General features: G+C 58.4%; 16 protein-coding genes, 3 pseudogenes and 1 other annotated feature. Of the genes and pseudogenes, 7 read left to right on the forward strand and 12 right to left on the reverse strand.

All coding sequences use genetic code 11. From position 1 onward, the window contains the following. Nucleotides 1–193: 193 nt before the first annotated feature. The 3 genes from NKJ46_RS33080 to NKJ46_RS33090 all read right to left on the reverse strand — a co-directional run bounded on the left by NKJ46_RS33080 (nt 194) and on the right by NKJ46_RS33090 (nt 3,516). Nucleotides 194–997, reverse strand: coding sequence for an MIP/aquaporin family protein (locus tag NKJ46_RS33080; protein WP_352671339.1), 804 nt, complete (start codon nt 995–997; stop codon nt 194–196). Nucleotides 998–1,091: 94 nt separating this feature from the next. Continuing rightward, the gene (gene fumC / locus NKJ46_RS33085; RefSeq protein ID WP_352671366.1) at nt 1,092–2,489 is read right to left on the reverse strand and encodes a class II fumarate hydratase; all 1,398 of its coding nucleotides are present in this window, start codon (nt 2,487–2,489) and stop codon (nt 1,092–1,094) included. A 64-nt stretch (nt 2,490–2,553) separates the two neighbouring features. After that, nucleotides 2,554–3,516 carry an enoyl-CoA hydratase/isomerase family protein gene (locus tag NKJ46_RS33090; RefSeq protein WP_352671341.1) on the reverse strand — a complete coding sequence of 321 codons (963 nt, stop codon included), beginning with the start codon at nt 3,514–3,516 and terminating at the stop codon, nt 2,554–2,556. A 270-nt stretch (nt 3,517–3,786) separates the two neighbouring features. On the opposite strand from NKJ46_RS33090, the pseudogene NKJ46_RS33095 reads away from it, so the two are divergent. Further along, nucleotides 3,787–4,147: pseudogene (locus tag NKJ46_RS33095) on the forward strand (hypothetical protein); the annotation flags it as partial. Continuing rightward, nucleotides 4,056–4,170: a sequence feature (AL1L pseudoknot), on the forward strand. It overlaps the preceding pseudogene by 92 nt. A gap of 69 nt (nt 4,171–4,239) precedes the next feature. Here the strand turns inward: NKJ46_RS33095 and NKJ46_RS33100 are convergent. The 3 genes from NKJ46_RS33100 to NKJ46_RS33110 form a co-directional block, all read right to left on the reverse strand. Then, nucleotides 4,240–4,854, reverse strand: a complete 615-nt coding sequence (locus tag NKJ46_RS33100; protein WP_352671344.1) for a response regulator transcription factor — start codon at nt 4,852–4,854, stop codon at nt 4,240–4,242. Nucleotides 4,855–4,946: 92 nt separating this feature from the next. Next, nucleotides 4,947–5,321, reverse strand: coding sequence for a response regulator (locus NKJ46_RS33105; RefSeq protein ID WP_352671347.1), 375 nt, complete (start codon nt 5,319–5,321; stop codon nt 4,947–4,949). Next, nucleotides 5,322–7,748, reverse strand: coding sequence for a PAS domain-containing protein (locus tag NKJ46_RS33110; protein WP_352671350.1), 2,427 nt, complete (start codon nt 7,746–7,748; stop codon nt 5,322–5,324). An 851-nt stretch (nt 7,749–8,599) separates the two neighbouring features. Here NKJ46_RS33110 and NKJ46_RS33115 point away from each other — a divergent pair. The 3 genes and pseudogenes from NKJ46_RS33115 (at nt 8,600) to NKJ46_RS33125 (ending at nt 10,301) form a co-directional block, all read left to right on the forward strand. After that, nucleotides 8,600–9,196, forward strand: coding sequence for a redoxin domain-containing protein (locus NKJ46_RS33115; protein ID WP_352502309.1), 597 nt, complete (start codon nt 8,600–8,602; stop codon nt 9,194–9,196). Between the two features lie 94 nt (nt 9,197–9,290). Next, nucleotides 9,291–9,668, forward strand: a pseudogene (locus NKJ46_RS33120) (nuclear transport factor 2 family protein). Nucleotides 9,669–9,686: 18 nt separating this feature from the next. Beyond that, nucleotides 9,687–10,301: a DNA-3-methyladenine glycosylase gene (locus NKJ46_RS33125; protein WP_352671353.1), complete on the forward strand. Its 615-nt coding sequence runs from the start codon at nt 9,687–9,689 to the stop codon at nt 10,299–10,301. A 298-nt stretch (nt 10,302–10,599) separates the two neighbouring features. Here the strand turns inward: NKJ46_RS33125 and NKJ46_RS33130 are convergent, their stop codons facing one another. The 3 genes from NKJ46_RS33130 to NKJ46_RS33140 all read right to left on the reverse strand — a co-directional run bounded on the left by NKJ46_RS33130 (nt 10,600) and on the right by NKJ46_RS33140 (nt 16,440). Continuing rightward, the gene (locus NKJ46_RS33130; RefSeq protein ID WP_352502307.1) at nt 10,600–10,965 is read right to left on the reverse strand and encodes a response regulator transcription factor; all 366 of its coding nucleotides are present in this window, start codon (nt 10,963–10,965) and stop codon (nt 10,600–10,602) included. Next, nucleotides 10,962–13,781 carry a PAS domain-containing protein gene (locus NKJ46_RS33135; protein ID WP_352671356.1) on the reverse strand — a complete coding sequence of 940 codons (2,820 nt, stop codon included), beginning with the start codon at nt 13,779–13,781 and terminating at the stop codon, nt 10,962–10,964. Before NKJ46_RS33135 ends, NKJ46_RS33130 begins: the two co-directional genes overlap by 4 nt. 1,360 nt (nt 13,782–15,141) lie before the next feature. Further along, on the reverse strand, nt 15,142–16,440 hold the full coding sequence (locus NKJ46_RS33140) for an epoxide hydrolase family protein (RefSeq protein ID WP_352671358.1): 1,299 nt from the start codon (nt 16,438–16,440) through the stop codon (nt 15,142–15,144). A gap of 246 nt (nt 16,441–16,686) precedes the next feature. Here NKJ46_RS33140 and NKJ46_RS33145 point away from each other — a divergent pair, with 246 nt between their 5' ends. Further along, a complete protein-coding gene (locus tag NKJ46_RS33145; protein WP_352502304.1) occupies nt 16,687–17,709 on the forward strand; it encodes an alpha/beta fold hydrolase in 1,023 nt (340 codons plus the stop codon). 429 nt (nt 17,710–18,138) lie between these two features. Continuing rightward, nucleotides 18,139–18,381: a DUF982 domain-containing protein gene (locus NKJ46_RS33150; RefSeq protein ID WP_352502303.1), complete on the forward strand. Its 243-nt coding sequence runs from the start codon at nt 18,139–18,141 to the stop codon at nt 18,379–18,381. 71 nt (nt 18,382–18,452) lie between these two features. Here NKJ46_RS33150 and NKJ46_RS33155 read toward each other — a convergent pair whose 3' ends face one another. After that, nucleotides 18,453–18,593 (reverse strand): hypothetical protein, encoded by a 141-nt coding sequence (locus NKJ46_RS33155; protein ID WP_502903493.1) that lies wholly within the window; start codon nt 18,591–18,593, stop codon nt 18,453–18,455. A 93-nt stretch (nt 18,594–18,686) separates the two neighbouring features. On the opposite strand from NKJ46_RS33155, the pseudogene NKJ46_RS33160 reads away from it, so the two are divergent. Beyond that, nucleotides 18,687–19,218, forward strand: a pseudogene (locus NKJ46_RS33160) (SOS response-associated peptidase family protein). 26 nt (nt 19,219–19,244) lie between these two features. Here NKJ46_RS33160 and ligD read toward each other — a convergent pair. Continuing rightward, nucleotides 19,245–20,252 carry a non-homologous end-joining DNA ligase gene (gene ligD / locus NKJ46_RS33165; protein ID WP_352671361.1) on the reverse strand — a complete coding sequence of 336 codons (1,008 nt, stop codon included), beginning with the start codon at nt 20,250–20,252 and terminating at the stop codon, nt 19,245–19,247. Nucleotides 20,253–20,307: 55 nt separating this feature from the next. Next, nucleotides 20,308–20,840: OB-fold nucleic acid binding domain-containing protein (locus tag NKJ46_RS33170; RefSeq protein WP_352671364.1), on the reverse strand; the 533-nt coding region annotated here is incomplete at its 5' end.

Raw genomic sequence — 20,840 nt, forward strand, 5'->3', positions numbered from 1 at the left:
CTGGATATACGTCGCTCACATTCGCCTGCTCACCCGCAGGCTCGCAAGAAGTTGATATCAAAACACTCTTTTTGATTCAGGCTCTCAGCTAAGGAACAAACGGACTCCGATCGGCTCAAAGAACGATCGGAGAGCTTTGAAACAGGTTGAGACATCTATCCTCGACGGATGGCGGAAGTTGAGTCCACCGAACTCAGGACTCGTCCTGCGGCGTTCCCATTGCTGCCTGGGCTTCCTGAGCCTTTGCCGGCCCTCGGAGAACCTTAGCAACCAGCACGGCAATGATCGCGCCGGCGACCGGTCCCACGACATAGACCCACCACGTGGACAGATCGCCCCTCGCCAAGTCGGGTCCGAAAGCACGGGCAGGGTTCATGGCCGCTCCTTCGTAGGGCCCCCCCAGGGTCCCGAGCGACATCACGTAAGCACCCACGGCAACTGGGACAAACTGGCCATTAAGCTTCGGGCCGTTTGCCATCGAAATCACCATTAGAACCATGCCGAATGTAAGTATGGTCTCGAAGAACACCGCTTGGATGAGTTGTTCAGGTTGCGGGATAGTGGCTGCGAGATTGCCTTCGATGCCGAAGAATGACCGGGCAAGAAATGACCCAGCCGCGGCGGCAATCAACTGCACAACGACGTAGGCCGCGCACATCGGCCAACCCATATCGCCGCGCAAGGTAAACGCAAACGTCATGGCAGGATTAAAGTGCGAACTGATGTCGCCGAGAAAATAGATCGCCACGACCAGCCAGAGCGCAGAAATCGCCGACAGGATGAAGGCAGCGATGATGGGCTCGACCTGTATTCCGCCATACAGTACAAGAATCGCCGCGCCTGCCGACAATACGAAGGTCAATCCTGCCGTGCCGATAAACTCAGACAGCAGGCGTCGGAATCGGTGCCTGGGACTTTTCCAGTTGGCGTTGAACCGAGGCTGGCCAATCTGCAACGCGAGTGCCGCTTCGCCGAACACGACAGGGGGGACGCTCATGATACTCCTGGACTCCTAGATTGAAAATGATGGTTGCCTTGCCGAAGCCGGCAACGAATGCTGGCGACTCGCGCAAGGCGAACTGACGCGAATCCTAGACGCAGGTCGCGACGTAAGGTTTGACCATTTTCTCTGGGTCAACCGCGTGGTCGAACACCGCTTCGGAAACCAAGCCAAGCATCAGCGCAGCCGCCCTGAGTGTAATATCGTTGTCCATCGCGTAGTGCGCGATCCTCGAAGCCTGGTCGTAGCCGATAACAGGGGAGAGTGCGGTCACGAGCATCAGGGATTCGCTCACATACTGGGCAATCTTCTTCTTATTGGGCTGCGTACCCTCGACCAAGAACCTACGAAAATTCGTGCAGCTGTCCGTCGTAATCGTGATCGAATGGGCGATGTTATGGATGATCAGCGGCTTGTAGACGTTCATCTCAAGATAACCGCTAGCCCCTCCGAACCCGACCGCGACGTCATTGGCCATTACTTGTACGGCCACCATGGTGAGCGCTTCGGCCTGGGTGGGATTCACCTTGCCGGGCATGATGGAGGAGCCCGGCTCATTCGCAGGTATTATGAGTTCGGCAAAGCCAGCTCGTGGTCCGCACGACATGAGACGGACGTCGTTGCCGATCTTATACAAAGAGGTTGCCAGCGTGCGCATCGTGCCAGAAAACTGCACGAGCGCATCGTGCGAACCCTGAACGGTGAACTTGTTGGGCGCGGTTACAAACGGAAGCTCGGTTAGCTTGGCGATTTCAGCCGCCGCAGCTTCTGCGAAACCTGGTGTGGAGTTGATTCCGGTGCCTACCGCCGTCCCGCCAAGAGCAAGGCGATAGACCCCGCCAAGGGAAGCCTCAAGCCGATCAAGGTCGTCGGCCAGCATTCCGGCATATCCCGACCATTCCTGACCGAGAGTCAGCGGCGTCGCATCCTGCATGTGGGTGCGGCCGATCTTGACAATATCCTTCCATTCCTCCGACTTGGAAAGAATGGCTTCATAAAGATGCCTGACCGCCGGGATCAGGCGCCGCTTTGCATTGGTCGATGTCGCGATGTACATCGCGGAGGGAAATGAGTCATTCGACGACTGCGCCATATTGACATGGTCATTCGGATGGACTGGCGTCTTGCTCCCAAGGGCCGTCCCGACGAGCTGGCAGCATCGATTGGAAATGACCTCATTGACGTTCATATTGAATTGGGTACCGCTGCCAGTCATCCAGACATGAAGCGGAAACATGTCTTGATGCTGTCCGCCAAGAATCTCGTCACATGCCTGCACGATCAGTCGATGGATCTGATCATTGAGCCGCCCGCCCGCGCGGTTTGCATTGGCAGCAGCTTTCTTCAATACGGCATAAGCCGCGATCATTTCGCGTGGGATCAAATCCTTCCCTATGGAAAAATGATCGAGGGACCTTTGCGTCTGGGCTCCCCAGAGTCTGTCGGCTGGGACATCTACCTCGCCCAGGCTATCGATCTCCTTACGCATTTGGGTCACGGTCGGCCCTCCTCATCACGCATGAGGTTGCTCCATCGAATTCCGGCTTCGAACACTATTCTCGATACCTGGCTGTGTATCGCTCCAGGTTCTTCTCGACGTCGCCGGCCTGCTGCAAACCTTCATCGACAAGGTCCTTCACACGCGCCTGCGCTGCAGGTCGTTGCACAGAAGTGATGAATGCGTCCCAACCCGGCTGCATTTCCGAATCCGGGGGCAAACTAGCCTGATTGATGAGCCTCTTGGCGTCAGCGATCGCCTGCCCATCGAACGAAGCGATGCGCTTCGCCAAGGCGTCGACAAATCCGTCCAATTCTGAGTCGGGCAGCGCTCGGTTCACATAACCGTAGCGTTCGGCAAGTTCGCCATCAAAACCCTCGGCACCTATCAACATTTCAATAGCGCGGCCGCGACCAATTAAACGGGGCAGCCGAGCCATTGGGCCGCCGCCTGGGACGAAACCGGCGCCGACTTCAAATTGCGACAGAACCGCCTTCTCCCGACTTGCAAAACGCATGTCCGCCGCGAGCGCAAGCTCGCTGCCGATGCCACTCGCCCGTCCACGAATTGAAACAATCGTCGCTGCCCTCAGGCGGCTGAGTCGCACCATGACGTCAGGTACGGGATGCATGCCCGTTGGCCCCGGCTTCATCCCGGTGGACTCATTAAGGGGACTCAGCAAGTCGTAGTGAGCGATGAAATAGCCTGGCACCGCGCTGTCGAACACTACAACCTTGACCCTCGCATCCGCTTCAATCTGGCCAACAATGTTTGCAAGCTCGCGAACTTCGGACGGACCAACGATATTGAGCGGCGGATTGTTGAAAGTGACTTCCCAGTAGGCCTCACTCTTGCGTGTCAGACGGATCTTCTCCGTCGTTGTACTCCCTTTCGCTGCAACTGCTGCGTTAGCAGCACTGGGCACCTTTGATTCCTCTCCGAAGACGTGCGCAGACCCTTGCAGGACCGCAACAACGGAAGAGAGCAACGCCCACTTTTGAAGTTTGTAATGTTTCATAACCACCTTGACCTCGTTAAACGTTTAAACCCGCATTATCCCCCATGGTTAAATCGCAGTACACGCGCCGAAAAACCGCCAATCACCACATTTTTCTCACCATCTTCTAATTGGAATCGTTGTTTGCTTCGTAGACAGCAGTAAGTGCGCGAAGATTGCGAGCAGGGCGATAGTACGATGGTGTCGTCAATACCTTGGGATTGATGGGGCTTCCCACCGCGCGATGGCGTTTGAATTGAACCGCCCCCGCTTGATCGGAGGCTCCAACTCCTGAGAAGGTGGGGCCATGACAAGCAATACGACCAACAGTTCTCTGCCGAGGATCACGAAGGCGAGCATGCCTCGCAGTGGCGGCGGTCTCGTCGATCGCCGCCAAGATCGGCTGCACGGCGCAGACGCTGCATGAGTTGGTGAAGAAGGCCGAGCCCGATAGTGGCGTGCGAGCCGGTGTGCCTACGGATGTGGCGACGAAACTCAAGGCTTTGGAACGCGAGAACCGCGAGCGTCGCCAAGGGCAACGAGATCCTTCGCAAGGCTTCCGCGTATTTTGCCCAGGCGGAGCTCGACCGCCGGTTCAAGCCATGATCACGTTCATCGACGATCACCGCGAGGCGCTGGCGTCGAGCCGATCTGAAATGTGCTGCCGATCGCCCTCATGCGAAACGGCCTCCGGAAAACCCGGGGCGGTTCAATTCGATACGCCGGGCGCGGGAAGGGCCACTACTAGGCGATGCCGAGCCGGGCCGCCATGTTCACCAGCTCGGCCAGCGATCGGGCCTGCATCTTGCGCATAGCCTGGCCACGATGTGCCTTGACTGTGATTTCGCTGATGCCAAGCTCAAAGCCGACCTGCTTATTCAAGAGACCACGCACGACCAGTGTCATAACCTCTTGCTCGCGTCGGCTGAGCGATGCACAGCGATCTCTAAGGGTGTGCAAATCAGAGTCCAGAGCAAGCGCGGTCTTGCTTTTTTCTAATGCCAGCTTGATCGCACCCAAAAGTTCCTCGTCGTCGAATGGTTTGGTTAGAAACTCGACAGCCCCAGCCTTCATCGCTTTAACCGTCATCGGTACGTCCCCGTAGCCGGTTATGAAGATGATGGGCATGTCGGTACGATCAACGGAAATGAGGCTCTGCAGGTCAAGCCCACTCAGATCAGGAAGGTTCACGTCGAGGATCAGACAGTTCGCAACCAGCGAACGTGACCGATCGAGGAACGCCTTTGCTGAGGCGAACGTCTCTGGTCGCCAGCCGACAGAGCAGATGAGTAGTTCCAACGATTCGCGTACCGAAACGTCGTCGTCTACGATGAATACGACAGGTGTTTCGTCCGACATGGATGATGATCTCGCCGCACCGTCTCGTTGAACCGCTAGATAAGAGTACATCGCAATTATCCTCCTGAGATGGCATTAACAATCCACCAGGTTCAAGGATCACGGAGCGCCAAACCGAGGGCGTCCTGAAGGACCTGATCGCTGAACGGCTTGAACAAACACTCCACTGCACCCCGGTCGATGAGACCGTGCCGAATCGTGCTATCCCTTTGCGCGGTGATATAGACGATCGGAATCATCTTTCTGCGACGCGCCAGCTCGACTTGCAGCTCTGGTCCCGTCATGCCAGGCATGGCAACATCGAGAATGAGGCACTTGGTCTTATCGACGGCATCAGACGCGAGGAACTCCTTCCCTGAAGAGAATGTCTTCACGCTAAAGCCGAACTCCTGCAGCAAATCTGGCAAGGACTCGCGTACCGATTTATCGTCATCGACCACCGACACGAGTGCATGCGTAAGTTTCATCTAACCCCCACTGGTGTTTGAGCATCGCCGATCTCGGAGACCCGTGCTTAGATTCGCATCCTCTGCCGAGCGATACTTGGAGTACTCGGGTACGGAAAACGTAAACGTAGCACCCGGGCCGTCATTCGCTGTCGCCCACAGGCGCCCGCAATGGTTATCGATAATGGAGCGGCTGACGGACAAGCCTATCCCCATGCCTTCGTTCTTGGTTGTGTAGAAAGCCTCGAAGAGCCGCTCCGGACCATCGGCGCCGAACCCCGTGCCTGCATCTTCCACCGAGAGACGCACACCATCATCTTCGTCGTGTTCAGTTTTGATGACCAACCGCCTGGGCCGATCATCGACCCCACTCATCGCATCCGCCGCATTTCGCACCAGGTTCATAATCACTTGTTGAAGTTGGACGCGGTCGCCGGCGACGAGCGGAAGCCCCTCAGAAAGTTGAGGGTGTAGAAAAACGCGACCTCTCTGAAGGTCACCCGCCGACAATGCTATTACCTCGCGTGCAGCCTCGTTCAGATCTACCGCCTCGATCGTAGGGGCTCGTTTGCTGAAGAGCCCACGTAATCGCGCGATCACATCGGCGGCAAGGTTGCCGTCGCGTATGGTGCGATGTGCCGTCTCGCGTGCGCCGTCAACATTTGGCGGGTCGGCGGCCAACATCCGAAGGCAGGTACTGGCGTTCGTGATGATGCCCGACAGCGGCTGATTGACTTCATGAGCTATGGAGGCGGTCAGCGCTCCGAGGCTCGAAACCCTGGTGACATGTGCGAGTTCAGTTCGAGCCTTGCCAAGCGCTTCCTCCGCCTGCCGGCGCTCTGTGACGTCCTGAACTGCGGTAAGGCATTCCACCCGGCCATCCTGATGACGGATAACCCGGCCGAATGTGCGTAGATACTTGACCCTGTTATCCAACATTCGTAGCCGAATCTCATAGCCCAGATAACCCTCACCTGAGCGAACCCGGGCCATTTGCGCAGTTAGGGATGGAATATCGTCGGCGTGGATTCGCTCACGGATCTGCTCAAGCGTCACTGGGGAATTCGGGTCGAATTCAAAGATACGATAAAGTTCTTCGGAAAATGCGATATCGTCTGTGTCCACGCGCCATGAGAAGGCCCCGGTGGAACTCAGACGTTGAGCTTCCGAGAGCAAAGTTTTGGTCTGCCTAAGCGCGGCTTCGACCAGGGAACGCTCGATAGCGATGCTGGCGATCTGTGTGGCGTGCGCGATGAGATCCTGGTGGTGCGGCGATGGGGTCGCTGGCTTTCGTTGAACGATGCAAAAGGTGGCTAGCACCCGCCCTTCGCTGGAACAGACCGGCGTGCTCCAAACCGACCTATATCCGTGCTGCAGAACATGGGCCCGAACAGGCGAGGTATACCAGCGTGGATCTGATTCGATGTCCACCGCGACCACCTGTATGTTTTGAAAAGCCGCTATGCCGCACGGCAACAACTCGCCGCTGACAGGCATCCCCGCTATCGGGTCGCTGTAGGCAGACGGCAGAGAAGGAGCCACGGCATATTCAAATGTGGAGCTGATCCAATCGATCATGTGAACGTCACAAAAGCAATCAGGCGCAGCCCTTTCAATAAATTCGCACAACGCGCTTAGAACGTCGCGGAGCAAACTGCCTGATACGATCATCTCCAGCAGCTGTTTTTCGCCCGCGAGGAAAGCTTCCGCCCGTTTCCGACCCTCAATGTCGTGGTTCATACCGTACCAGCGGATCACTTTACCGGCTTGGTCATGGAGTGGCACGCGACGGGCAATCTGCCAGCGATACGTACCATCGACCGCTCGCACTCGGTACTCAAGTTCGAACGGTTCTCCAGTCGCGAGACATGTGCGCCATTTGCTCTCTTCGAGTTCAATGTCATCCGGGTGGATTGCGCCCCTCCAACCACCATTCGCCACATCCTCAGCAGAGAGCCCCGTGTACTCGCGCCCCCGCTTGTTGATAGAAATTCCTGCTCCATCGGCGCCATACGCGGCAACCAGCGCCGGTATTCCGTCGATAGTCCGTTGTAGCTCGCCCTCAGCTTCGACGGCCTTGTCCCCAGCCCGCTTCCGCTCATCGATGTCAGTGTTCACCCCATACCATTTGACGATGTTTCCAGACTCGTCTCGCAATGGATTAGCGCGCACAAGAAACCACCGATAACTTCCATCAAATCGGCGCAATCTCGCTTCGGTCTCCCCGGCATTACCCGAGGCTATGATTGTCTGCCATGTGGCGATCAGGCCATCCAGGTCGTCAGCATGGACCGCAACCGTCCACCCCCAGCCCCTCGCCTGCTCGCTGGAGAGACCGGTGTAGTCTAGATAGTGCTGACTCACAAACTCAGTCGGGCCGTCAGGCCGAGCTGACCACGCCATCGCAGGAATGCTATCGATAATGAGTTTGAAATTGTGGCTTGTCACGAGGGCTTCCTCGCTTTTGCACAATGCTTCTTCTGTTCTGCGACGGTCACGTGAAAGGCCCCATCGTCGTCGTTGACGAAAGCACACGCATGACGCTCTTCCCCGAGTTCAGATCCCAACGAAGGAAACGGGTGCGGTTTTCTTCATGACCGTTGTCGCCTACTACCCCCACCGGCACACCATGGCCCCGGACAACACAAACGTCTATTATCCCTTGGTGTTGATTTTTGTTGGCGGTGATCGAAATGCCCGATGGAAAAACCAAACGCCCTCAAGGCAATGAAAGCCATTGTCTGCGATCGACGATCGCCCGATAAGGGCGACTTTCTGGTCCTCCACCGCTTGTGGCCAAATATTGAAGCTACCTTCAGCCTACAACCTTCTTGATCCAACTCGACAGATGCTGCATCGGCCAAGACGGATGTGTGGGGAGACCCTCCGAGCTGGTGGCTCGAGAATGGCCACTCCTCTTCGACAGTGCCACCGGTTACCTGCCAATAACCTGACCCTCGCTGGTGAGCGGAGCACCCCTCCCACCGCATAAACTCTACCTTGGGACATTAGTGGAAGAGCGGCTGTCCAAGCTGCACCAATGGAAGGAGGTCACCCGTCCACATTGACACCAACGCAAGGCTTTGGGCCGACTGCGGGCAGCCGGTATTGGATGATAATATCGCCGAGACCATGGTATCGAGCCGGGATTGAGAGGCTTGCCTAGTTGCGACCGCCGTTACCATCCAATGGTATTGGAACACTATCGTATAAATAGATTTAAGGCCCCTCCTGCGTTTGTATCGCTTTCCTGGTCAGATTGCCGGCTTGAATTTATGACCTAATCAATGAGGGATAAAATGCGGTCCGATATCGTTCCCGGGTCTGTTTTTCCGAACTATGAACTCTCGGATCATGCTGCCACACGGCAAACACTTTCCGAGTTGCAGGGACGAGACCCCCTGGTCCTCGTTCTCGGTAGGGGTGGGTATTGTCCCAGGGACCGCCGGCAGGCTGAAGGGCTTGTCCAGCTACACCGTGAGATGGAAGTTGGTTATTGCCGGCTTGTCACCATTACGACGGACAATCTTCTGGAGACGAACGAGTATCGTTCTGGCGTAGGCGCCCATTGGCCTTTTCTCTCGGACCCGCGGCGCGTTGTGCAGCAGGACCTCGATATCGCCGAGTACACGGATCCCTCCCACAACCCCATGATCCCTCACGTTATCGTCATGGAGCCGGGCCTTATCGTCTACAAGGTATACAATGGTTATTGGTTTTTCGGGCGACCCACCGTGGAGGAACTGCGGCAGGACATGCGAGCGGTGACCATGAAATGCCGGCCGGACTGGGACATCACGGCGCCGGAACTCAGGGCTGCGTGGCAGATGGGTCGTAAGGAGCTTTTTTATCCCTATGGAGAGACGCTTGCTCGAACACTCCGGGAACAGGAATGAAGAAGATTGTCGGTGCGCGAAACCGGGCTGGCGATGTGACAAGCTTTGGCTGCTATGCGAGGTTTTTGCCTCAGGGGGGCTAAGGAGATTTACAGTGGAAGATCGGGAGATACGAGCGGCTCTGGATCGCCATTGGGGTCTCCGATGCGAATGATTTCGAGGGGGAGCACCAGATTTATCGGGAGGACGCGGTGCTCGACTATCCGCGATCGGGCGAGCGCGTGCGTGGGCTGCGCAACACTCAGTCATCTCGTGCCGGGCAGCCAAACCGGAAGCGCTTCACGGTGCGACGGATCATGGGCGCAGGCGACCTCTGGGTCACTGAGTATGCCCTGGCCTATAACGGGCGGCCGTCCTACCCAGTGAGCATCATGGAGTTTCTCGATGAGGAAGTGGCCCGAGAGGCGCAGTATTCGGCGATCCATTTGAGCCGAGGCGGTCGCGCGCGCAATGGGTCAAGCGTACACCCTGAAACCTGGCCGCGATAAGGATGGTCCGCCCGCTCGCTCGCGCGGAACTGCCGAATGATACGGCCGCTCTCGCGCGTTATCTCGTTGGGAAGGTGGTGGTGCGTGAATTGCCGGAAGGCGTCGCCAGCGGTCGCATTGTCGAGACCGAGGCCTATGTCGTCGGCGACGCCGCCGGGCATGGCTACCGGGGGATGACCCCGCGCAATCGTTCGCTGTTTCTCGAGCGCGGTCACGCGTATGTCTATCTCGCCTACGGTGTCTCGTACATGCTGAATGTCTCGAGCGAGCTGCAAGGGATCGGAACCGGCGTGCTGATCAGGGCTTTTGAGCCGCTCGAAGGCGTGGGGATCATGCGGCTCAATCGCGGCATCGAGCGCCTGCGCGACCTGGCGCGAGGACCGGGAAGGCTCTCTGCTGCGCTGCGGATTGATCGTTCGCTCGACGGACTCGATCTTTGCCGGAAGGGCCCTCTATGGCTCGGACGCGATGACCACGGCCTGGCATGCGATGACCCCGACGCCGGTGAAATCGGGGAGAGCATCAGGATCGGCATTTCGAAGGATGCGAACCGCCTGCAGCGCTTTTATGTCAGGGAGAGTCCGTTCGTCAGCGGCCCACGAGCGCTCAGGGGATAAGAGCCAGCCGCCCCTCCTGCTTCCTGAAAGAAAAGCCGGGTCCGAAACTCCGATGGCCCGAAGGCGATCCCTCTCACTGCATGAAATCCTCGGCGGCATACAATGCTTCAGTGTTACCCCGCCGCGTAGGATCAGTCATCGCGAAGCTCAGGAATGAAGCGCAGAGCGAAATGTCCGCGGCCATTCTCCGCGTCAAAGATCGTGACCGAACCGCGAAGACTCGCGAGGGTTTCGGGAGGTGCTGTGGGCAGCGGGTAGAGCACGGTCCGAGGGCGACGTGCGCACCATCCTGAACCCGCTAGTGGAGAACAGCGTTGAGCGCATCAAGCAGCGCAGTATCAGTAAACGGTTTTAGAAGACATTCGGTTGTTCCGCTCTGACGCAGACGGTGACAAATCCGATCATCGCCATGTGCTGTGATAAAAACGATCGGAATCTGCCGACCTTGGAGCGATAGCTCGCGTTGGAGCTCGATGCCGGACATACCAGGCATTGCGATGTCAAGGACCAAACAATTGGTTTGATCGACCCGTTTAGAAGCCAAGAATTCCTCTGCCGAGGAGAATGCCTCGGCTTCATGGCCAAAGACACCGATTAGATCCGGCAGAGACTCGCGAATGGACTCATCGTCGTCGACAACAGCGATATATGCTCGTCGTATCATTGTGGATTTCCAGTACTATCCGCCGAATTCGGCGGGACGTGCTTAGAATTATCGACTGATGTTCCCGCAATCAGAGAAGGAACGGAGAAGTAGAATGCGGAGCCAAGGCCGTCGTTACGCTCAGCCCAAACACGCCCCTGATGATTCTCGATTATGGTTTTGCTAACCGACAAGCCGATGCCCATTCCGTTGGTTTTGGTCGTATAGAACGAGCCGAAGAGCTTCTCGGCCACAGCGGGATCGAAACCGCTGCCGGCGTCCTTGACCGAAACCCTAACATGGCCCGTTCGTTCCAGCTCAGTTGAGACCAACAATTCTCTCGGCCGATCCATCACTTCATCCATTGCCTCGGCGCCATTCAGTATGAAGTTAAGGACTACTTGCTGTAGCTGGACGCGGTCACCTATTACGTGCGGTAGATTTTGAGCAAAGTTGACGCGAAGGCTTACATTGCGTTTGTGTAATTCGTTCGATGACAATGCAACTACCTCTTGTGCGGCGGTATTCAGGTCCACGACCTCAGAAATCGTGGTTCTTTTGGTGAAGAGGGCGCGTAGCCGAGAAATTACCTCCGATGCACGCTGAGCATCTCTGATTGTTCTCGTTGCAGTTTCACGAGCTCCGTCGACATTCGGCGGTTCGGCAGTCAGCATGCGCAGGGCCGTACCGGCGTTCGTCATGATGCCAGCCAAAGGCTGATTTAGCTCGTGGGCAATCGATGCTGTAAGCTGACTCATGGTCATCACCCGCGTCATGTGAGCGAGCGCCGCCTGGGTCTCGCGGAGTTCGTCTTGCGCCTCTTTCCAATCATGCATGTCGACACATACGCCGTGCCACTTGAGGATTCGCCCTTCTTCATCACGCAGCGGTAGACCGGTGGTTAGACACCAGCGAAACGAACGGTCGGCAGCGTGGACGAGGCGCGCTTCGACCTGATAAGGCGTGCCGGTCGCGACACTCGTGGACCACGCGCGCGTAGCTTGAGCGAGATCATCCGGATGAACGAGACTTCTCCAACCGTCGCCCGTGATTTTGCCGGCAGCCACTCCGGTATAGTCGAGCAAACGCGTGTTGCAGTAGTCAATCGCCCCGTCAGGTTTGGCGCTCCATAGCATCTGAGGAATGGTCTCCGTGAGATGACGCAGATTCCATTCGCTGGCGCGCAACTTCTGCTCTGCACGCTTCAATTCCTCGATATCTATCGTAACTCCGAACCACTTGACGGCCCCCGCTTCATCACGAAGCGGATTTGCCCGAAATAAAAACCAACGGTACTCCCCGTCGAAACGACGAAAGCGGGCTTGTACTTCACCAGCACGCCCCGAAACTAACAAGTCCTTCCAGACACCGGCGCTTGCCTCACGATCGTCCTGATGAACCACGGCTGACCAGGGCCAGTCCTGCATCTGGTCCCGCCCAATTCCGAGATATTCGAGATAGCCGCTATTGAGGAAATCGGTGCTACCATCCGCACCAGCCGACCAAACGTAGACCGGAATCGTATCGATGATTTGTGCGAGGGTCCGCTCGCTTGCTGCAATAGCCGATTCGGCCGCCTTTCGATCATGGATATCGATGCAACTGCCGTACCATCGCAGGATTTGACCGAAGTCGTCATGGAGCGGCAACGCATTGGTCAAGACCCAGCGATAGCTGCCGTCGGCAGCATGGAACGTTCGCACTTCGACCTGATAGGGCGCCCCATTCTCAATGCAAGCAAGCCAGACTTTCCTGGCCCGTTCGACATCGTCGGCGTGTAGCATTTTGATCCAACCACCGCCGATGATTTCATCGACCGAGAACCCGGTGTAATCCAACAAACGCGCATTGCAGTAGTCAATGGATCCATCCGGCGTAGCGCTCCACAGCATCTGAGGGATGGTTTCGGTTAGCTGGCGAAGGTTCCACTCACCGGCACGCAGCGCTTCCTCGACCTTTTTGCGATCTTCGATGTCGATGTTGACGCCAAACCATTTGGCGACTCCGCCAGCCTCGTCGTGCAGAGGATTTGTGCGAAACAGAAACCAGCGGTACTCCCCGTCGAAGCGCTTGAGCCGAGCCTCCGCTTCACCTGCCTGACGTGAAGCCAACATCGCATGCCAACTCGCAATCAACCCCTCTAGATCCTCCGGATGAACTGCCTTCACCCAGCCCGCCCCAAGCGCCTCGTCGAGCGTAAGCCCAACGTAGTCGAGGTAGTGCTGGTTGAAGAAATCGGCCGAGCCATCGATCCGGGCCGACCACGCTAGAGCCGGAATCGTGTTTACGAATTGCGCGAGATTACGCTCGTTTGCAGCGAGCGCTTGCTCTGCATGGGCAAAGCGTTTCTGTTCGCTGAGTTGTGAAGCCGCCTGCAAGCCGATCGTCGCCTGGGCAGCCGCGACACTCAGGAGAACTGTCTCGGTCTCGCGCGGGAAATCCTCCCGCCGCGATCCTGTCACCAGCAGCCCGAACTCTCCAAGCACGCCGAGGCGCATAGGCAGGATCGTAAGAACACTGCCGCCAGCCGTAAGTCGTTGCGGCGCCCCGGCGGTCATCAAGGGTGCGAGCATCGCCCCGAAATCCTCCGCTGTGGCCACGCTTCGCGCCCATTGTGATAGCCGCGTTATCTTGAGTGGCGGGTCGTCGCTCGCATCCTTCAAGTGCAAGTGGGCGAAGTCGAGATCCAGCATGCCGAAAACCAGGTCAAGTAATTGACCGGCGATCAGGGATGGCTCGCGACCAACCCATTTGCTGGGCAGCGCCATAACGCTGCCCAGATCGCTGAGACAGCGCTGAAGCCGTTTATTCTCGGCGAGGAGAACGTCGGTATGCATGATCAGCTTGCAGTTCGTTGCGAGAGCGCTTTGTCAGTTCGGCGTTGAAACAGTCCTTGAAGAGACTCTTGCGTGGTGGCGAACAAAGGATTTTGCTAAAGGAGAGCAAACTGACCGACCTACGGGTCGGCGCCGGCAGTTGTGCGAGGGTTCAAGTCGTCAATGCGCTCCACTGATAATTGCATGAAAACGCGATACCCTTGGTCCTGACGTTGAAGAATCACAAACGCCAGGCACTCGATCCAGTTGAACGCCCCGAACCAGCATAGGCTGCGCTGACGTAGCCACCTAACTCCCCAAGCGCGGGACTTTGATGCCCCAATAGCTAACGCTGCCCCCTCCCATTCCGAAAATCCATAGCACCTTGGTATTGGTCTGGTTTTTTTTCCCTCGGTGGTTGGGCAAAAGCTCGATCAAAAGGATGCGGAACATTCGCGTCCTCTCTCCCCTTCTTTAGAGATGATTTCGTTGAGACGCAGCATTTCAAGCGTCACTCGGAGTCATGCAATTGCGAAATATGGCAACCTTCGAAAACCCGACCGAGGAGGTCAAGCACCTTCAGCGATCGATGGGAGATCTTGTCAACCTCGCGGCGCTTCCTGCCATGTGGATTGGTGGCGACTGGCTGCTTGTGACGGAACCGTTGCTGGACGCATTGCTCGGCATGCTCCGTGTCAATTTCGTCTGCGTACTTCTCATGACGGCAGTGGCGGCATCAGCAACCTGGTCAGCCTCGCACATTCGCTGGGCGAGACCCTTCAGCCCGGCGAGACTGGCACGGCGTTGTCGGGGCGCTCGGAGGGCTTGTTTTGCAACGGCCGAGCTTGCTCAAGCAAACGAAGCACTGCGGAGGGACAGCGGGCCGCGGGGGCGGTTCGCGACGCTGAGCTTGCTTGGCGGTTCGGTCATCGGCGGCATCCCGCCTCCACTGCGACATGGTCGCCCACGGGAGGGTGGAAACCGTCAACCGCCAGATTGTCGAATACACTGGCTGCGAACTGGACGAGACGGAATTCAAACGACCAATGCCACAGCCCTCGGCATCGGGCTCTCCATTAGCCGCTCAATCGCTGAGCACCACAAAAGCACATCTGGGCGAGCCCAAATACCGGCCCGGGAGCTAGCTTCTCATTTGCCATCCCTTACATCTCGAACAAATCCGCAGCAGCTGAAACCGCTGCACACGCAAAGCGCGGCTACCTAGTCACACCTTGAGGGGCGCCGATGACCAACCGTCCGCTGTGGCGATCATCGACAATGGCGTCATGAAGGACACGCGACCGCCCGCCTTTACGAGCACGGCGGGCCGCCGCGCACACCCCCTTACCTGGGCCGGGGGCCAGATCTGCACTGGAACTGGTCAGGCGCTATGGAACGACCCGAACGCGGCCCGAAGCTCGTTTGCGAAAACCTTCGGCTGTTCCCAGGCCGCGAAATGACCGCCTTTCGGGAGCCGGTTGTAGTAAATCAGCTTGGGATAGGCCTTCTCGGCCCAGCTGCGCGGCGCCGTGTAGATCTCGTCGGGGAATGCACTCACGGCGGTCGGGAGCGGCACGCCTTTCGGCGCGAAGAAGGCAAGTTTGCTTTCCCAGTAGAGGCGCGCCGACGAGACCGCAGTGTTGGTCAGCCAGTAGAGCGCGATGTTGTCGACAATATCTTCCTTGGACAGACCCTCGGATTTTCCGTCGAAGACGCGGGCGATCAGGTCGTAGCTGCGTGCATCGTGGTCGAGCATCCAGGCTGCCAGGCCGACAGGTGAATCCGCCAGCGCGTACAGCGTCTGCGGACGGTTTGCCATCTCCTGGGCGTAGGCCAGCCCATGCTTCCAAAAGAAATCGAGCTGATCCCAGGCATAGCGTTCGTCAGCCGACAGCCCGGACGGCGCGGGGCCGCCCGCCGCCAGCGCACTGGACACCTCATCCGGTAAGGTGGCCGGCATGTTCGTGTGGATGGCGATCAGGCCCGGCGGCGTCTGCAAGGCCATCTGCTCGGTGACGGCATTCCCCCAATCACCGCCCTGCGCCACATACCGCGTGTATCCCAGGCGGGTCATCAGCTCGCCCCAGGCCCGCGCGATCCGGATTGGATCCCAGCCGGCCGCAGTCGGCTTCCCAGAGAAGCCGTGTCCTGGCAGTGACGGGATGACAAGATCAAAGGCGTCGGCGGCGCTCCCCCCGTGGGCCGTCGGATCGGTCAGGGGAGCGATGATCTTCAGCTGCTCGATGATCGAGCCGGGCCATCCATGGGTGACGATGGCTGGCAGCGCGTTCGCATGCTTCGAGCGAATATGGATGAAGTGAATATCCAGCCCGTCGATCTCGGTCACGAACTGCGGCAAGCCGTTCAGGTAGGCCTCGCATTTGCGCCAGTCGTATTCGGTCCGCCAATAATGCACGAGCGCCTGCATCGTCGCGAGCCGAACCCCTTGGGTGGCGTCTTTCACCGTCTCGCGTTCGGGCCAGCGCGCCGCTTTGAGACGCCGCTGGAGGTCGTCGAGATCCGCGTCCGCAACGTGGATACGGAACGGACGGATGGCGGCAGATCTGCCGCTCGTCGAAACGGTCTCGGCGAAACCTGGGGAGGTGATCATTGCAATAGCCCCCGCAGCGGATGCTGCGAGGACTTCCCGGCGGGTGGACATCGAAGATATTGGTGACATCTGTACCTCCTCTTGACTTGGTCAAAGCTGCTCGCGACGAGCCAGCATCAATCCATGAGGCCAGTAAGTTCCGGTCGGCTCTATTGGACGTTGGTATCGCCGATACCTTGGTATGCCTCCGTGAACTCATCTCCCGGCAGCGCCGAGGTCCGCCACGAGACCTCGGGGCCGTCCTCGTCGGTACAAAGGTATCGGCGATACCTCGGTCCAATGGAGCCGGACTTCAGAGCCGAGGACAATGCATGAATGAACAAGGATGGACTTTTCTCGGTTGGCGGATCCCGTCGCGATGTCTTGTTGGCCAGCCTTAGCGCAGCGGTTGCAGCCGGACTGACCGTCACTGGTGCGGCTCGGACTACCCGAAAGCAAGACCTTCCCACCTCCCAATCAAACAAAGGAACGAAAACGATGAGCACAATCACAACCAAGGACGGTACCGAACTTTATTACAAGGACTGGGGCAAGGGCCCGGTTGTGACGTTCTCGCACGGCTGGCCGCTGAATTCCGACGCCTGGGACGGCCAAATGCTGTTCCTCGCGCGAAACGGTTTCCGTGTGGTTGCGCACGACCGACGCGGCCATGGGCGGTCGAGCCAAGCCTCGTCCGGCAACGATATGAACGGCTATGCCGACGATCTCGCAGCCGTGATCGAGGCGCTGGACCTTCAGGACGCCACGTTGGTCGGACATTCGACCGGTGGAGGCGAGGTCGCTCGCTATATCGGACGGCACGGGACCGAGCGGGTCGCCAAGGCTGTTCTTATCGCCGCCGTTCCGCCGATCATGCTCAAGACCGAGGCCAATCCGGAAGGACTGCCGATCGAGGTGTTCGACGGCATTCGCGCTGGCCTCGTCAAGGACCGATCGCAATACTACAAGGATCTGGCAGTCGCATTCTACGGCGCCAACCGGGAGGGCACGAACGTCTCGCAGGGTATGCTCGACCAGTTCTGGCTCTGGAGCATGCAGGCCGGCCTGCTCAACGCCTACGAAAGCGTCAAGGCATTCTCGGAGACGGACTTCTCCCAGGATCTGAAGAAATTCGACGTGCCGACGCTGGTTCTGCACGGGGAAGACGATCAGATCGTCCCGGTCGAGGATTCGGCGCGGAAGTCGGCGAAGTTGATCAAGGGCGCGAAGAACATCTACTACCCGGGCGCGCCTCACGGCATTACAGCCACGCACCAGGATCAGATCAACGCCGACCTGCTCGCCTTCATCACAAATCAGGATCGCGCGTCGTCAGCAATTCCGTGGAGGAGCCAATGACCATCCTTGGCAACCTTTCGCGGATCTTGAACCGCGTGTCAGGCGGCGCACGCGGCCAAACGTTGTGCGCTCGCATAGCCGAGCGGTCGCCTGAATGCTGGTTCTGTCAGCTTATGTCACGGATCGTAGAGCCGAACCATTGCGCCATCGAGCTGGCGCGCTGGCGTAGGCGCGGAACATACGTTGCGGCACGGCTGCCGTACGGGTAGCCACGGCCGCCAATGACAACGTATGGGGCCTATGCGGTAACTGGGGAGGCAGTGCTTGTGCACCAGTGGTCATCGACCCAGGGAACCTGTCATCGTTTAAGGAAAGGGCTTTTCTGGGTCTTGACGTCGCTGGCCGTAGCTGAGCCCATACACTATGAATTGACCCAACGTCATGACACGCAAACAACGGTATTGAAGTCGGAACGGAGAAGGTAATTGCATGTCGAGCAGGTTCGTCCGGCCCGTGGTGGTGCAAATTGGCCGGCATGACCGTGAGCGAGTCATATTCGATGTGAACGACGCAGCCACGATCCTGCTGCGAAGTGTCCCTCATCCGACGGAGAGGCGAAAACTGGCTATGGATGCATGTCTTCAGGTTCTGCGAGGTGAAGCCCAGACGCCGGTTGCGAGACGGGCCTTCGTTGCAGCGGCGTTAGAAGCCAAAATCCTACGCAGCGACTGAGGTCCAAATGATATTAGATCATAGTGACAGCGGCGGATGGCTGGCGAGATCACGAAGGTCGGGTTTTTGCTTCAAAATGCAAGCGCCGCCTGTTGCGAAACCACGAACGTGCCGGCAGGCAACGGCCGAAGCAGCTCTTCTTCCAAGCCGGTCCTGTCGAGCCAAGCCATCCGCTGATCGCGCCGCAGCACCGCCATCTGCCGGTCGAACACGATCGCGGTGCAATGCGATCGGACGGAGGACCGATGTGCAATGACTATCGATTGACGGTGGATGTCGCTTCGATCGTGGACGACTTCGCCGACCTGAAGATCAAAATCCGCTTCGGAGAAGGAGCGCCGAACCTCGAGGCGCGAGAGGACATCAAGATCACGGACGTGGCGCCGATCATCAGGACGATCGAGGGCGTCCGAGGCGAAGGCGATATGATGCAACGTCGCTGGAGCTGGCCCGGACCGAACAAGCGGCTGGTCTATAATTTCCGTTCGGAGGGCCCGAGAATTCACGTCCGGTCGCTGCCTGATCGTGGCGGACGGCTTTTACGAATTCACCGATCCGGAAGACCCCAAGAAGAAGCGCAAGGACAAGTGGCTCTTCACAAAGAGGGAGGAGCCGATCTTCTGTATCGCAGGCATCTGGCGTGAAACGCCTGAGGTCGGCGAGGCATTCACCATGCTGACGATGGAGCCAGGACCCGACATCGCGCCCTACCACGACCGGCAGATCGTAATCCTCGATCGCGGCGCGTGGGCGGATTGGCTCGACCCTTCGGTGCCGGCCAAGTCGCTGATCAAGCCCCTTTCACCCGGCACGCTGCAGGTGAAGCAAGTCGGATGAATGAACCGGTCGGCGACCGATGCCGATCAGGGATGGGGCACGGGACGCACCACCTGCCGGGCTGGCTTATCCTGCCGCTCACCTTGATACGAAACCTGACGCAGGAGATTGTCTTCCGTCCAGGTGAGATAGGCGACCTCGACCACCATTTCAGGCCTGACCCAATGGACGCGCGACAGCTCAAGCGGCGAGCCGAACCGGCTCTCACGTGGCGGTGGGGCGTCGAGGGGCATTCGATCCATCCGAAGTGGTCCAAGCCGGCCAGCCAATCGCTTGAGCTCTGCAACCGTGATGCCCGTGCCGGCGCGGCCCGCGTACATCAGACGACCATCATCGGTGTAGTAGCCGAGAAGCAGCGAGCCGATATGCGGGCGGCTTCCCGTCGGATCGGTCCAGCCGACGACGATGAATTCCTCTCTGTTGAGACACTTTGACTTGACCCATAGGCCGCGATTACCGGATGCATAGGCGCTGTCGATCCGCTTTGAGATAGCGCCCTCGAGTGCAAGCCGGCAGGCGTGCTTGCGGAACGCAGGCCCGTCGCCGATCACGTGATCGCTGAAGCGCAGGCCGGGCATGTCGTTCGAAAACAGGCCTTCCAGCCGCGCCTTGCGATCTATCAGCGGCAGCTTCGCAATGCTTTCTCCGTTGAGAAACAGAAGATCGAAAGCAAAGAAGGCAAGATCGCCCGTGCGGCCCTCGTCCATAGCGGCTTGCAGACGGCTGAAGGAGGTGACACCGTCGGCCCGAACGGCGCACAGCTCCCCGTCGACATATGCGTCTTTCACCGGGAGCGCGCGCAGGGCCGCTATCGTCGCTCGATATCGATGCGACCAATCGAGGCCGGTGCGGGTAAGCAAGCGGATGTCGCTGCCATCGATCCGTGCGTGCATGCGGTATCCGTCGTACTTGATTTCGTGAAGCCAATCGGGGCCGTTGGGCGCTTCGTCGACCAGGCGCGTGAGCTGAGGCTCGATCCATTTCGGCGGATGCGTTTTATTCGGCTTTGTGGGATTCACCGTCTTGCGCGCCAATTGAGATAAAGCGTCGTCATGCGGGCGAGACTACCACATGATAACCGCTGCAGCTCTATCGGAGATCCCGCGTCTTCACCTTGATGCGGTCGATGTGCTCGTAGGGATCGACGATATCGCGCGTTTTCGGCATGCCGCGCGGATCGATGCCCGATCCGCCATGATGGGCCTCGTCACCGCGGCCGTGTGGCAATGGAAATGGCGTGTCGCGGTTTCCGACGTTGGCGAGTTCGGCCGAAAGATCGGTCAACTCGTGGGCAACGAGATGCACCACCTCCCCTTCCCGCTGGATGCGGCCGCGCACGCCGAGCATGGCCGACGAAAGAAGCACGCGCCGGAATTTCTCGAACACCTTGACCCAGACAACGACGTTGGCGGCGCCGGTCTCATCCTCCATGGTGAGGAACATGACGCCTTTGGCCGAGCCCGGCCTTTGCCGCACCAGCACCAGGCCAGCGGCCTCGAGCCATCGTTTGTCCCGCGCCTGCATGGCTTCCTGGCAAGTCACGATGCGACGCCGGCGTAGATCGGCGCGCAGAAACGACACCGGATGGCTCCGCAAGGTCAGCCCGACATGGCCGTAATCCT

The sequence above is a fragment of the Mesorhizobium sp. M0166 genome, assembly GCF_040322255.1.
Lineage (GTDB): Bacteria > Pseudomonadota > Alphaproteobacteria > Rhizobiales > Rhizobiaceae > Mesorhizobium.